Annotated in this window: 13 protein-coding genes; 8 read left to right on the top strand and 5 right to left on the bottom strand. The window is 69.9% G+C overall.

From position 1 onward, the window contains the following. Positions 1-59 precede the first annotated feature (59 nt). The 7 genes from D7W82_RS07660 (at position 60) to D7W82_RS07630 (ending at position 7,741) form a co-directional block, all read left to right on the top strand. Entirely contained in the window at positions 60-2,279 is a 2,220-nt protein-coding gene (locus D7W82_RS07660) for a serine/threonine-protein kinase (protein ID WP_120617700.1), read from the top strand. 97 nt (positions 2,280-2,376) lie between these two features. Continuing rightward, a complete protein-coding gene (locus tag D7W82_RS07655) occupies positions 2,377-2,592 on the top strand; it encodes a hypothetical protein (protein ID WP_120617699.1) in 216 nt (71 codons plus the stop codon). 78 nt (positions 2,593-2,670) lie between these two features. Further along, positions 2,671-3,630 (top strand): CarD family transcriptional regulator, encoded by a 960-nt coding sequence (locus tag D7W82_RS07650; protein WP_120617698.1) that lies wholly within the window; start codon positions 2,671-2,673, stop codon positions 3,628-3,630. Between the two features lie 87 nt (positions 3,631-3,717). Next, positions 3,718-4,230, top strand: a complete 513-nt coding sequence (locus tag D7W82_RS07645; protein ID WP_014398900.1) for a hypothetical protein — start codon at positions 3,718-3,720, stop codon at positions 4,228-4,230. Continuing rightward, on the top strand, positions 4,217-5,167 hold the full coding sequence (locus tag D7W82_RS07640) for a hypothetical protein (protein ID WP_120617697.1): 951 nt from the start codon (positions 4,217-4,219) through the stop codon (positions 5,165-5,167). The genes D7W82_RS07645 and D7W82_RS07640 overlap by 14 nt, the downstream gene beginning before the upstream one ends. Continuing rightward, positions 5,164-7,026, top strand: a complete 1,863-nt coding sequence (locus D7W82_RS07635) for an ArnT family glycosyltransferase (protein WP_370450950.1) — start codon at positions 5,164-5,166, stop codon at positions 7,024-7,026. The genes D7W82_RS07640 and D7W82_RS07635 overlap by 4 nt, the downstream gene beginning before the upstream one ends. A gap of 148 nt (positions 7,027-7,174) precedes the next feature. Then, a complete protein-coding gene (locus D7W82_RS07630; protein WP_120617696.1) occupies positions 7,175-7,741 on the top strand; it encodes a hypothetical protein in 567 nt (188 codons plus the stop codon). A gap of 80 nt (positions 7,742-7,821) precedes the next feature. On the opposite strand, the gene D7W82_RS40005 is transcribed toward D7W82_RS07630, so the two are convergent. The 3 genes from D7W82_RS40005 to D7W82_RS07615 all read right to left on the bottom strand — a co-directional run bounded on the left by D7W82_RS40005 (position 7,822) and on the right by D7W82_RS07615 (position 10,241). Further along, positions 7,822-8,133: an ATP-dependent DNA helicase gene (locus D7W82_RS40005; RefSeq protein ID WP_147439260.1), complete on the bottom strand. Its 312-nt coding sequence runs from the start codon at positions 8,131-8,133 to the stop codon at positions 7,822-7,824. A gap of 132 nt (positions 8,134-8,265) precedes the next feature. Beyond that, positions 8,266-8,802 (bottom strand): hypothetical protein, encoded by a 537-nt coding sequence (locus D7W82_RS07620; RefSeq protein ID WP_120617694.1) that lies wholly within the window; start codon positions 8,800-8,802, stop codon positions 8,266-8,268. A 5-nt stretch (positions 8,803-8,807) separates the two neighbouring features. After that, complete coding sequence (locus D7W82_RS07615; RefSeq protein WP_120617693.1) at positions 8,808-10,241, bottom strand: hypothetical protein; 1,434 nt, start codon at positions 10,239-10,241, stop codon at positions 8,808-8,810. Positions 10,242-10,495: 254 nt separating this feature from the next. Between D7W82_RS07615 and D7W82_RS07610 the strand changes: the two genes are divergently transcribed. Continuing rightward, positions 10,496-11,023, top strand: a complete 528-nt coding sequence (locus D7W82_RS07610) for a hypothetical protein (RefSeq protein WP_233587366.1) — start codon at positions 10,496-10,498, stop codon at positions 11,021-11,023. 80 nt (positions 11,024-11,103) lie between these two features. Here the strand turns inward: D7W82_RS07610 and D7W82_RS07605 are convergent, their stop codons facing one another. Both D7W82_RS07605 and D7W82_RS07600 read right to left on the bottom strand, forming a co-directional pair. Then, entirely contained in the window at positions 11,104-11,559 is a 456-nt protein-coding gene (locus tag D7W82_RS07605; protein ID WP_120617692.1) for an ATP-dependent DNA helicase, read from the bottom strand. 158 nt (positions 11,560-11,717) lie between these two features. Beyond that, a complete protein-coding gene (locus tag D7W82_RS07600; RefSeq protein WP_120617691.1) occupies positions 11,718-12,902 on the bottom strand; it encodes an iron-containing alcohol dehydrogenase in 1,185 nt (394 codons plus the stop codon). Positions 12,903-12,911 lie beyond the last annotated feature (9 nt).

The following is a 12,911-nucleotide window of genomic DNA, read 5'->3' as shown; positions in this document are numbered from 1 at the left end:
TCATGATAGCTTCTCGCGGTTTTTGCGAAGGACTCCCCTCCACCGGAGCCGATTCGAACGTGCCGCCTTCCGCCGGCTTCCAGTTCGGCAAGTACAAGCTGCTCGAGCGCATCGCGACGGGCGGCATGGCGGAGATCTACCGCGCCCGGATGACGGCGGTGGCGGGCGTGACGAAGCCAGTGGTCATCAAGAAGATCCTCCCGGGCTACGCGGACGACAGCGCGTTCGTGTCCATGTTCATCAACGAGGCGCGCATCGCGCTGGGGCTGTCGCACGGCAACATCGCGCAGATCTTCGACTTCGGCGAGGTGGAGGGCGAGTACTTCCTCGCCATGGAGTGGGTGGACGGCCATCCGCTCTCGCGCGTGATGCGCCGCGCGCGGGAGAAGGGGCTGCCCGCGCTGCCGCCGCCCCTGGCGGTGCTGGTGGCCATCGACATGCTGCGGGGGCTGGCGTACGCGCACACGCGGCTGGATGACAACGGCCGCCCGCTGCACATCGTCCACCGGGACGTGAGCCCGCAGAACGTGCTCCTCTCCTTCGAGGGGCAGGTGAAGCTGGTGGACTTCGGCATCGCGCGGGCGCGGCTCGCCGGGCGCTCCGACACGAAGGTGGACCCCGCGAAGGGCAAGTACGTCTACTTCGCGCCGGAGCAGGCGCGCGGCGAGGCGCTGGACGCGCGCACGGACGTGTTCGCCGCGGGCACGGTCCTCTACGAGATGCTCTGCGGACGGCGCCCCTTCGAGGGCTCGCTCCAGGACGTGCTGCGCAAGATTTCCCAGGGCGACTTCCCCCGCCCGCGCGAGTGGACGCCGAACATCCCGGCCGCGCTGGAGCGCATCCTGCTCACCGCGATGGCCACGAGCCCGGAGCAGCGCTACCCCACCGCGCAGGCCTTCGCGGAGGCGCTGGCGCGCCAGCTCCACGTCACCGCGCCGGACGTGTCCACCAGCGACCTGGGCCACTTCATGGGCTACCTCTTCGAGCCGGAGCTCGTGGAGGCCGGCCGCCCGGTGCAGCTGCCGCGCGAGTTCGTCGCACGGGTGGGCCGCTGGAGCGGCGTCGCCGAACCGCCGCCCATCGACACGCCGCCGGAGGTGCCCCGCCACGTCTCCGAGCCCCGGGGTGAGCCCGGCGAGCCCCGAGGCGATTTGACGACGCAGCCCCTGCCCCCGCAGGCGATGCCTCCAGAGCCGAGGCCCGCGTGGCACCGCTCCCTGCGAGGCTGGGCGGTGCGCGGCGCGCCGGTGGTGGTGGCGGCGCTCGTGGCCACGTGGCTGGGCCTGGTCATGGGCGGATCCAACACGTTCGCGGTGGAGCTCAGCTCCTCGCCTCCGGGCGCCACCATCCGCGTGGACGGCCGGACGCTGGCGGCGACGACGCCCACGCTCATCACCCAGCTTCCGTCGGACCGCGACCACGTGCTGGAGGTGCTGCTGCCGGGCATGGTGCCCTTCAGCCAGCGCGTGCACGCCGAGCGCGGCACCACGCTGGCGGTCCACGCGCGGCTCTCGCCGAAGCAGGCGGTCGCCGCGCGGGCCCTGCCCCGCGCGGGTCCGAACGACGCGCCCGCAGCCATCGCCCGCTATTCCTCTGGAGGCCCGTTCGCGCTCAGCGCGGTCGCGCATGCCCTGCGCGTGCCCTCGTCCCAGGCGGCGCGCATGCGGTTGGATCCGTCCCGCACCTACGGCCTGCGCGTGGAGGGCCGCGTGTCGGTGGGTGGACCGCTGCCGGTGGCCCAGGCCGTGTACTTCCTGGAGGGCGGCACGGCGCTGGCCGCGCGCGACAGCTTCGGCCTGGTGGGCACGGACGAGGTGCTGGTGCGCGACGCCTCCGTCCTCTACGTGTTCCTCTGGGACGACCGCCCCGACGACAACCGCGGCGCGCTCCAGGTGCACGTGCGCGAACAGGCGAGCGGCGCCATCACCACCCTGCTCCTGGACGCGCGCCGGCACGCCGTCTCGCTGTCCCCCCACGACGGCTTCACGCTCCGGGAGCTGGATCCGTCCACCACGTACCGCGTCGTCGTGCGCTCGGCCGGGGAGCCGGCGCGCACGCGCGGCTTTGGCGGTGGAGAGGTGGGCGGAGTGCTCGCGTTGCATGGCGCGGGGCCGTCCCCGGCCGTGGCCCCGGGCACGCTGGAGGTGCTGGAGGTCAACCAGCCCACGGTGATGCGCGGCGCGAGCTGGCTGCGGCTCGCGTTCCCGGATGACGACGTCCGCGACAACTCCGGCGGCCTCACGCTGGAGGTCACGCCGGTGGCGCCGCTGCACCAGTAGCGCGCGCGACGGGCCGCTACAGGACACCGCCAGCCTGTAGCCGAAAAATTGATCATCCGGGCGCCGCCCCTACCCTGGGCCGCCACGGAGGACGCTCATGAAGAAGCTGCTGGCAGTGCTGGCCCTGGGGATCGCGGTGATGGCGACGGTGGGACTTTCCACCCGCGTGGACGCTCGGCCCGGAAGCACGGCGGACGAGGGGCCGACCGACGCCCAAATCGACGCGGTCCTGGACTCGCAGGCGCACGAGGTCATGGCCAAGCTGTTGGAAGCGCAGCGCAGTGCCAACCGGCTGACAATGCTTCCCCGGTAATCTCGTGGCATCCGGCGGGGCACGGTGCTACGACCGGCGCTCGCTTCGGTGCTCATCACACCCGCCCACGAGGGGGCCATGCCAGAAGGGTCCGCTGCACTCCAGCTCCAGGTTGGAGACCGGGTCGTCTACCCCAACCAGGGGGTCTGCCGCGTCGCCGCCATCGACGTGAAGGAGGTTGCGGGCCAGAGCCTCACCTTCGTCACCATGCGCCGGGAGGAAGACGGCGCGGTCGTGATGGTGCCGCAAGGGAAGATCCTCTCCATCGGCGTGCGCAAGGTGGCCAGTCCGGCCGACGTGGAGGAGATCTACGCGTTCCTCCGCTCGGACAGCGACAAGGCCGACCTGGATTGGAAGCAGCGCGCGCGCACCAACCTGGACCGCATGACCCAGGGCGGCATCCTGGGGCTGGCGGAGGTCGTCAAGGGCCTCCAGGTCCTCAGCGAGCTGCGCCCGCTGCCCACCAAGGAGCGCGAGCTCTACGACAACGCCCGGCACCTGCTGGTCTCGGAGGTCGCCGCCGCGCTGGGCACCGCCGAGGCCAACGCCGAGGACTCCATCGACATCGTCCTCTTCCCGCCCGGGAAGGAGCGTCCCAAGCGCACCGCCGCGGAGTTCGCGCGGCCCGGTGGCGACGAGGACGACATGGACCTGGACGGCGACCTGATGGGTCTGGAGGGCGGAGAGCTGGACCTGCCCTCGGACGAGGAGCCGCAGGCCGAGTCCGACGAGGAGTCCTCCGAGGAAGAGGGCGGCGAGGAGGAAGGCGGCGAAGAGGGGGGCGAGGACGCTCCCAAGAAGCGCGGCCGTCCGCCCAAGGCCAAGCCGGCCGAGGGCGCGGAAGCCGCCGCCCCCAAGAAGCGCGGCCGTCCGCCCAAGCCGAAGCCCGAGGTGGCGGAGGGTGCCGAACCCGCCGCTCCGAAGAAGCGCGGCCGTCCGCCCAAGGCCAGGCCGCCCGAAGGCGCCGCGCCCGCGGAGCCCGCCGCGCCCAAGAAGCGTGGCCGTCCTCCCAAGGCGAAGCCGCCCGAGGACGAGTGAACCCCACGGCCCTCCCGGCCGCCCGCGTCGCGCGTTCAAGCGCGCGCCCGGCACGCCGCGAGGGCCTCCCCGCCGAGGTGACGCCCCGTGATTCGCGTCGTGACGCTGGACCCCTTCGACGACAAGCAGCTCGCCAAGTTCAACCGCACGCTCTACACGGCCTTCGGCGTGGGCAGCGAGCACAGCGGCTCCGCGGAGGTCCCCGCGGGCATGTCCGAGCCCCTGGACGCGGAGAAGCTGCTCGATGAGGTGAAGGGCATCCGGGCCTACAAGGACGACAAGGTGCTGCTGCTCACCTCGCGCAAGCTGAAGGACCGCGACCTGCCCAGCGGCAAGGCGCCCACGTCGGGCTTCGCCAGGTACGGCAAGGACCGGGCAATCCTCTCCATCGCGCCGTTCAAGGACCTGGAGAAGGACTTCAAGCCCATCGCGCGGCACGCGCTGCACCAGCTGGGCACGCTCTGGGAGCTGCACCACTGCCTGGATCCGCGCTGCGCGATGTATCCGCCCTGGACGCCGTCCTTCAATCAGGGCGACCACATCTTCTGCACCTTCTGCCGCGAAAAGAGCGAGCAGAAGATCCGTCTTGCCAAGTCCTAAGGCCCTGCGCGCCCTGCCCCTGGTGGAGCTGGGGGCCCTGTTGCTCGTCGCGCTCGGGTGCCTCGCCTTCCAGCTGAGGCTTCCGGGCCGGCTGCCCACGGACGCGGACGAGCGCGCCGTGGCGGACGTGCTGGCCCGCGACGCGCGCCCCGGGGACGCGGTGCTGCTGTTCCCCTGGTGGACCGAGCGCGCCCGCCTCTTCGTGCCTCCTGCCGTGCCCGTGTACGGGTGGCTGGAGTCGGACCGCGCGGACCTGAGCGCGCACCCGCGCATCTGGGTGCTGGGCCAGCCGGAGCTGCCCCGCTCCGACGTGGGCGCGTTCGAAGCGGCCTTCCTCCCCGGCCGCAAGGCGCTGGGCCCCGAGTCGCGCCTGGGCCCGCTGTCGCTGCGCCTCTATGAGAACGGCCGCTACCGCCCGCGCCACTGGGTGGCGAGCGAGTCCGCGAGCGCGGCGCGTGTGTACCTGGAGCAGCCGGACGGCTCGCGCCGGGACTGCCCCTTCGACGGCAAGGTGCACCGCTGCCCCGGCCCACCGCACCTGTACGTGGCGCCGGAGTGGCACGAGATCCTCTACGAACCCCGGCGCTGCCTGTGGATGCACGCGCCGGGAGGGCCGCAGCGGCTGGTGGCGGAGTTCGCCAACGTGCCGTCCGGCATGGGCCTGCGGCTGGAGGGCGGCATCATCTTCGAGTTCGCGCACTCCAAGGACCCGCGCCTGTCCACCTCGTACCTGGGCGTGGATGACGCGGCCACGGGCGAGCGGCTGTTGGACGTGCCCATTCCCCCGGGCCGCGAGGGCGTGCAGAAGGCGGAGGTGGTGCTGCCGCCCGGGCCGCCGCGCACGGTGAAGGTCTGGGTGCAGGCGGACAACGCGGAGTCGCGGCAGGTGTGCCTGGACGTGATGGCGCTGGAGCCCGCGGTGGGGGTGAAGCCATGACGGCTCCGGTGACGTTCGAGATGACCGGACGCCCCGCCACGCGCGAGGAGAAGCTCACGGCGCTGGCGCTGTGGGTGCTGGCCTTCGCGGCGCTGTGGAGCACGGAAGCGGCCGTGGGCTTCACGCGCGACGAGAGTGTCTACTTCGCCGCGGCGGAGGGCTATTCGCAGTGGTTCCGGCTGCTCTTGCGCTCGCCCGCGCAGGCGTTCACGGACAGCGCCATCGTGCGCTTGTGGGACTACAACCACGAGCACCCGGCGCTGATGAAGACGCTGTTCGGGTTGAGCCACCTGCTCTTCCACGACACGCTGGGCGTGCTGCGCGACGCGACGGCCTACCGGCTGCCCGCGTTCGCGATGGCGGCGCTGGTGCCCGCGCTGTGCTTCCTTTTGGGCAGCGCGCTGTACGGCCGCACCGCGGGGTGGTTCGCCGCCCTCTCCTTCCTGCTGGTGCCCCGCCAGTACTTCAACGCGGAGCTGGCGTGCTTCGACATGCCGGTGGCCGCGATGTGGCTGCTCGTCGTGTACTGCTTCTGGCGCGCGCTGGAGAGCACCCGCTGGGGCGTCGCGTGCGGCGTGGCGTTCGGCCTGGCCATCGCCACGAAGCACAACGCCCTGTTCATGCCGTTCGTGCTGTCGCCGTTCGCGCTGTGGCGCGCGTGGCGGGCGAGCGAAGGCAACCCCGAGGCCCGCGTGCGGCTCTTCCGCTTCGTGGGGCTCTTCGTCGCGGTGGCGGTGCTGTACGGCCTGCTGGTGGTGTTCCTGGGCGGGCCCGCGGGGTTCCAGAAGAAGTTCCTGCTGCTGAGCCCGCACACGCTGTTCTTCGTGGGGCTCGCGGTGGGCTGCGCGGTGCTGCTGAGGGATTCGCGGCGCGTCAGCCTGCCGGTGACACGGGCGCTGGTGCCGCTGGCGGCCATGGCGGTGCTGGGCCCGGTCATCTTCTATCTGCACTGGCCCTACCTCTGGCACGCGCCGGTGGACCGCACGGCGTGGTACCTGGCCTTCCACGCGACGCACAACCACTACGCCTGGTTCTACCTGGGCACGTTGATGCGCGGGCCGCCCTTCCCGCTCAGCTACGTGGTGGTGAAGACGGCGCTGACGGTGCCCACCAGCCTCTTCGCGCCCATGGTGACGGGCTTCGTGGCGCTCGTGGGCCGCGCGCTGCTCAGCCTGAGTGAGCGCACGCGCGACCAGGTGCGGATGCCCACCGCGTCGGAGGCGCTGGTGGGCGTCAACGCGGTGACGTCCATCCTCATCATCAGCCACCCGCAGGTGCCGCACTTCGGCGGCGTGAAGCACTGGTTCCCGTCCATGCCCTTCCTGGGCATCCTCGCGGGCGCCGCGGTGGCGCGCGGGTGCTTCGCGCTGTGGGAGGTGCTGAAGGCGCGGCGGCCGTCGGTGTCACCGCTGGCGGTGACGGTGCCGGTGTTCGCGCTGCTCATGGTGCCCGCGCTGCTGGGGCTGGTGCGGGTGTTCCCGTACGGCACGGCGGCGTACTCGGAGCTGGCGGGCGGGCTGCCGGGCGCGGCGACGCTGGGGATGCAGCGGCAGTTCTGGTCCAGCCACGTCACCGGCGTGCTGCCGTGGATCAACGAACACGCGAAGCCGGGCGCGCGCGTCTACCTGCACGAGGTCAACGGCTTCTCGTTCCGCGACTACCAGCGCAACGGCATGCTGCGTCCGGACGTGCGGCCGGTGAACAGCCCGTCCGACGCGGACATCGTCGCGTACCAGTACCACCAGGAGTTCCGCGAGCACGAGTACCTCACGTGGCAGGCCTTCGGCACGCGCACGCCCGTCACCGGGCTGTACCTGGACGAAACGCCGCAGGTCATCGTCTACCAACGCCCGGAGTAGGTCCGGGCCCGGATGACGCAGGAAGCCATGTGCACGACCGTGCACTCGGCGGCCCCGCGGGCGTCCACGAAAAGCGGACAGGACGGAAAGGCGTGGGGCCGGGGTAGGCTCGGCGTGTCGGCCATTCCACCTTCCCGAGGAGGAACACATGACGCGCTGGACGGGCTTGTTGACGGTGATGGTGCTGGGCGTGGGCGTCGTGGGTTGCGACGACTCGAAGCCACCCGCGAAGGTGGCGCGCGCGCAGGTGAAGCGCACGGGCCCCGCGACGATGGAGATCATCCCCGTCGAGGGACAGCTGCCCTACTGCATGCTCTTCACGATGTCCGAGAAGGGCGTCATCCGGCAGCTCACGCTCACGCGAGAGAACCGCTCCATCCGCTGCGACCCGGGCCGCCCCGTCGCGAACACCAGCTTCCGCGTGCCGGTGCAGGAGGGGAAGGTGCGCGTCTACATCTTCTTCTCCGACGAGCGCGTGCCCGCGGGCTCCGTGGCGCAGCAGCTCTACGACTTGCGCGACCGCGAGCGCGTCACCGCCATGGACCTGCGGCTGCCGGGGCGCATCTTCGTGGAGACGCTGGAGTTCACGCCGGAGACGGGCGAGCCGGAAGCCACGGGCGGCATCGTGGGCGCGGGCGGCGTGGTGACGTCCGACGGAGGCACGGCCCCGGACGCAGGCTCCCCCTCACTGACCATGGAGCCGCTGGCCAACTGACCTCCAGACGCAAAGAGGCCCGAGGGTGGATGTCCACCCCCGGGCCTCCGTCCTGCTTCAAGCCGTGACACCGTGGCCGCCTAGTTCAGCCAGCCACCGCTGTAACGGTTGCGCTCCAGCCGGGCCAACCGTTCCCGCTCCTGCCGTTCCCGCTCCAGCCGCGCCTGGCGCTCCCGCTCCTGACGCTGGCGCTCCAGCCGGGCCTGCCGCTCGCGTTCCTGACGCTCGCGCTCCATCCGCGCCTGCCGTTCCCGCTCCTGCCGCTCGCGCTCCATGCGGGACTGGTCCTGGCGGCTCACGAGAGGGGTGGCGGCGTGGAAGTCCGCCGCCATCACCGGGGAGCTCGCGACGAGCGCCACAGCCACCACCATCTTCTTGAGCATCGCCTTCATGACCTGCCTCCGTGAGCCGCGTTGTTGCTGCGTTCTGAACCTACTGACGGGGGAGGCCCTGATTGATTCAACCGCGCCATCGGAAGATGGCCCTGTTGAAACACTCTGAAATGGAGCCGGAGTGAAGCCGCTTTACCCTTCGAAGGCGGGATAGCCCCGAAGGTGGAGCAGCCAGCAGAGCGCGAGGAAGGCAATCAGCGGCGCCCCGAGACAGAGCCCCCGCCGAAAGCGCGATCCCAAGCCTGCTGCGTAGCCCAGGGCGGCAAGGAACAGCAGCCAGCTCAGGCCTCCGGTGAAGAACGGATGCAGGGTGGTGCGGTAGGTACTGGGACCCAACCACTGCGACTCCTGAATGACGGCGTAGGGGGCGAACCACGCCACGGCCACCGCGGCCACCACCAGGGGCCATCCGAGTGCGAGCAGGAGCGTCTGGAGGAGCAGCGACTCGAAGAGTCTGGGCAGGAATCCCGCGACCACCAGCACCGCGAAACCGGCCACGAGCAGCACGCCCTGGGTCTGAAGACCACCCAGGGGCCCCCACTGGATGCCCAGCAGAGAAACCAGGGGGTGCGCCACGAGGTAGCCCAGCGCGGCAAGCCAGGGCCGGAGTCGTGACAGGGCAGGAGCGCCCGGTGCACTCATGGACGCGTTCCCGTGACCACCATCCATTCGGTTCATCTCCTGGCCGCGGGGGCCACGCTGGGAAGCAGGCCATTGAGCCGACACTGCTCATCCAGCCACCGCAAGTACAGAGCCGCCATCTTCTCGCTTATCGCCGCCAGCTCGGGCTTGTCATAGCGTGATCCAAGCCAAAACGAATTGCCAAGAAAGTCATTCTTCATCTGTGCGCGGTATACCCAGACACGACCAAAGTCATTGATATAGTACTTCAAGACCTCCAGATTGGCGACAGAGACGAGCGAGGAGCCACTCATCGTGAGGCCATGGCGTGCGAAGAAATTCTCCAGCGCGTACCTTCGAAGCTGGGGAGTCCCCATCTTCGTCGCGTTTCCACGCCCGTAGACGCTTTCGATGATCGATGAAATCGTGTCGCCCGTCGCATCATGGTCGACACGCCCCGCGACTCCCCACGCATCCAAGTCTCCAAGCAGATCCTGCGAAGGCGCCCGGGTCTGGTAGTAGTGAAGGATGCGCTCCGCCTCGGTCTGGCCAGGGTGATTGTCCTCGTAGTCCTTGTCCTTGTGCAGCAGCGCATCCGCCGCACCGGCTCCGATGTCGCCGGCCCAGGTCGCGGAAGGATCGCTCTCTCCCAGCCTGATCAACTTGACCCGCTCGCGCCCCATCCGGCCCTTCTGGTACACGTCCATGCCGACAATGAAGTGGTAGATGTCGACCAGTTCTCCGCTGGGAGTGAGGAAGGCCTTCGCATCCCTCACGAGTTGGTACACCTCATGGACCTTGGGGCGCGTCTCCTCGTAGACGCTGCCTCCCGAGGTGCCAATCATCGTGTCGAAAGGCAGATCGCTCGGATGGGCCATCTGCCGCAGCAAGGTAATTCGCTGCTTGAGTGAGAGCTTGCGGTGAATCATCTCGAAGGCTCGCAACTGAGCCATGAAGACATTGTAGTCAACGTACGTCGCAACAGCCGACTCGATGGCCCAGGCACGATGGCTCTTGTAGAGCGCGCGAATGTCGCCGGCGGCGTCCTTCGGAACTGACACGACCTTTGGGTAGTCGTTCGCGGAGAACTCCAGCAGGTACCATGTCGAGCCGTCCTTGATTGCTTTGCCATGGACCGTCACGGGCATGTTGGCCCCGATGAGCTTCCCGATGACCACGGAGCTCTTGGACGTGCCAGGGGTTGCCCGGAGATTCAGATAGGAGGCCGTTGTGGTCGCGGAGATGGCGCCCGCCTTGACGGACTTTCCCGTCAAGCGCTCCCATGCCTGGAGTTCTTCCTTGTCGTCCAGCACCCGTGCCAACTCATCAAAGAGAATCAGGTTCGGGTAGAGCAGATTCCAGGCCTGGAGCAGCTTGGGAACCTGATCCGGGGAGGAGAGCTGGGAGAGGGCCTGAAAGATGGGCATGCGATCTTTCGGCGCATCCAGTCCCTTCTTGATCTGCAGACACAGCGCGGCGAAGTCCATGTGCTCCCCCACTGTCGTATCCGTGCGGCCCCTTCATTCTACCCCACCGGGAGTCCTCCACGTGAGCCCATCCACGGCGGAGAGCGATTGCGTCTGGTTGAAAAGGCATGGGCCAAGCCAGCGAAAACCTCTCATCCCCATGCGCCACTGTCGCCCCAGCTGATTCTGGGGCCACGTCTTCCCCCGGCGCACGCCCACTGTGTTACGTCGAGGTAGACTCGCGGTCGGTATCCCACCTTCCCAGGGAAGAACACGTGACGCGCTGGACGGGCTGGTTGACGGTGATGGCGCTGGGCGCGGGTGTCGTGGGCTGCGACGACGCGAAGCCGCCCGCGAAGGTGGTGCGTGCCCTGGTGAAGCGCACGGGCCCCGCGACGATGGAGATCATCCCCGTCGAGGGACAACTCCCCTACTGCATGCTCTTCACGACGTCCGAGAAGGGCGTCATCCGGCAGCTCACGCTCACGCGAGACAACCGCTCCATCCGCTGCGACGCCAACCGGCCCGTCGCCAACACCCGCTTCCGCGTGCCGGTGAAGGAGGGGAAGGTGCGCGTCTACGTCTTCTTCTCCGACGAACCCGTGCAGACCGCCTGGGTAGCGCGGCAGCTCTACGAACTGCGCGACCGCGAGCGCATCACCGCCATGGACATGCGGCTGCCGGGGCGCCTCTTCATGGACACGCTGGAGTTCACGCCGGAGACGAGCGGCGGCGTGGACGCGGGCAGCACGGCTCCGGATGCAGGGGCCCGCACGCTGTCCGTGGACTCAGGCGCCCGCTGACCTCCAGACGCGAAGAAGCCCGAGGGTGGTCATCCGCCCCCGGGCCTCAGTGCTGCTTCAGGTTGTGGCCCCATCGCTGCTCAGTTCACCCAGCCGCCCCGGTAGTGCGAGTCACGCCGCGCCAGCCGCTCCCGCTCCTGCCGCTCGCGCTCCATCCGAGCCAACCGCTCCCGCTCCTTGCGCTCCCGCTCGATGCGGGCCTGACGCTCCCGCTCCAACCGATCCCGCTCGATGCGAGCCTGACGCTCCCGCTCCAACCGCTCGCGCTCCAGCCGCGCCTGACGCTCGCGCTCCATCCGCGCCCGCTCCTTGCGCTCGCGCTCCAGCCGGGCCTGACGCTCACGCTCCATCCGCGCCCGCTCCTGCCGTTCCCGCTCCAGCCGCGCCAGCCGCTCCCGCTCGTTCCGCTCGCGCTCCATGCGAGCCTGGTCCTGACGGCTCACGAGGGGGGAGGCGCCGTGGTAGTCCGCCGCCATCACCGGGGAGCTCGCGACCAGCGCCACAGCCACCACCATCTTCTTGAGCATCGCCTTCATGACCTGCCTCCGTGAGCCGCGTTGTGCTGCGTTCTGAACCTTCTGACGGAGGAGGCACCGCTTGATTCACGCGCACCAAAGGCACGGGGCCCCTCCCGTTTCCCTCGGAAGAGGCCCCGCTGAAACACTCTGAAATCAAGCCGGAGTGAAGCCGCTCTTCAGTACGCCTCGCGGGCCATGGCCAGCAGGTCCGCCTCCGTCACGGCGCGCGGGTTCCCCTGGTGGGACGCGTCCTGGAAGGCCTTCTGCGCGATGTGCTCCAGGTCCTTCTCCTGCACGCCCGCGTCACGCAGCCGCGCCGGAATCCCCACGGCCGCCGCAAGCTTGCGCACGCGGTCGATGGCGTTGGCCGCGAGCACCTCCTCGCGCGCGTTGGCCGTGTCTCCCAGCGCCGCGGCGATGCGCGCCAGCCGCGCCGTGCAGGACGCGCGGTTGAACTCCATCACCGCGGGCAGGACGATGGCGTTCGCCAGGCCGTGCGGCACGTTGGAGATGGGCGTGAGCGCGTGCGCCAGCGCGTGGCTCGCGCCCAGGCCCTTCTGGAAGGCCATGGCGCCCTCCATCGCGGCCACCATCATGTCCGTGCGCGCCGCCAGGTCGCGGCCCTCCTTCACCGCCGTCACCAGCGAGCGCCCCACGCGCATCACCCCGTCAATGGCCACCGCGTCCGCGAGCGGATGGAAGCCATTGGCGACATACGCCTCGATGCAGTGGGTGAGCGCGTCCATGCCCGTGGCCGCCGTGACGGACGGGGGCAGGCCCAGCGTCAGCTCCGGGTCGATGACCGCCGCCCTCGGCAGCAGGTGCGGGCTGAAGATGACCGTCTTGCGGCCCGTGTCCGCCAGCGTCACCACGCCCGAGCGCCCGACCTCCGAACCCGTGCCCGCCGTCGTCGGGATGGCGATGAGCGGAGGCAGGTCGTCGCGCACGTACTGGTCGCCGCCCTTCGCGTCGTCGTAGCGGCTGAGCGGCGGCTCATGCGTGGTGAGCAACTGCACCAGCTTGCCCGCGTCCAGCGCGCTGCCACCGCCCAGGGCGACGATGCCGTCCGCCTTGTGCGCGCGGTACGCCTCCAGGCCCGCGAACACGTCCTTCTCCGTGGGGTTGGGCTCCACGCGGTCGAACACCGCGCACTCCAGGCCCGCCCCCTTGAGCACGTCCGCGACGCGCGCGGCGAGGCCCGCCTTCACCACGCCCGCGTCCGTCACCAGCAGCGGGCGCTTCATTTTCAACCGGGCCGCGTGCGCGGGCAGCTTCTGGAGCGCGCCCGCGCCGAACACGATGCGCGTGGGCCAGGCCATCTCCGTGACGCGCGGCTCGGAGGGAATATCGAAAGGCTTCATGAACGGTCC

Source organism: Corallococcus sp. CA049B (assembly GCF_003611685.1).
In the GTDB taxonomy this organism is placed as follows: Bacteria; Myxococcota; Myxococcia; order Myxococcales; family Myxococcaceae; genus Corallococcus; species Corallococcus coralloides.
Note: the sequence above shows the minus strand (reverse complement) of the source record. Positions and strands in the feature narration are given on the sequence as shown.

Excerpts from the sequence above, each read along its gene's own strand:
- D7W82_RS07655 (WP_120617699.1), top strand. The coding sequence starts at position 2,377 with ATGAAGAAGCTGCTGGCAGTGCTGGCCCTGGGGATCGCGGTGATGGCG.
- D7W82_RS07650 (WP_120617698.1), top strand. The coding sequence starts at position 2,671 with ATGCCAGAAGGGTCCGCTGCACTCCAGCTCCAGGTTGGAGACCGGGTC.
- D7W82_RS07635 (WP_370450950.1), top strand. The coding sequence starts at position 5,164 with ATGACGGCTCCGGTGACGTTCGAGATGACCGGACGCCCCGCCACGCGC.
- D7W82_RS07630 (WP_120617696.1), top strand. The coding sequence starts at position 7,175 with ATGACGCGCTGGACGGGCTTGTTGACGGTGATGGTGCTGGGCGTGGGC.
- D7W82_RS40005 (WP_147439260.1), bottom strand. The coding sequence starts at position 8,133 with ATGAAGGCGATGCTCAAGAAGATGGTGGTGGCTGTGGCGCTCGTCGCG.
- D7W82_RS07620 (WP_120617694.1), bottom strand. The coding sequence starts at position 8,802 with ATGGATGGTGGTCACGGGAACGCGTCCATGAGTGCACCGGGCGCTCCT.
- D7W82_RS07615 (WP_120617693.1), bottom strand. The coding sequence starts at position 10,241 with ATGGACTTCGCCGCGCTGTGTCTGCAGATCAAGAAGGGACTGGATGCG.
- D7W82_RS07605 (WP_120617692.1), bottom strand. The coding sequence starts at position 11,559 with ATGAAGGCGATGCTCAAGAAGATGGTGGTGGCTGTGGCGCTGGTCGCG.
- D7W82_RS07600 (WP_120617691.1), bottom strand. The coding sequence starts at position 12,902 with ATGAAGCCTTTCGATATTCCCTCCGAGCCGCGCGTCACGGAGATGGCC.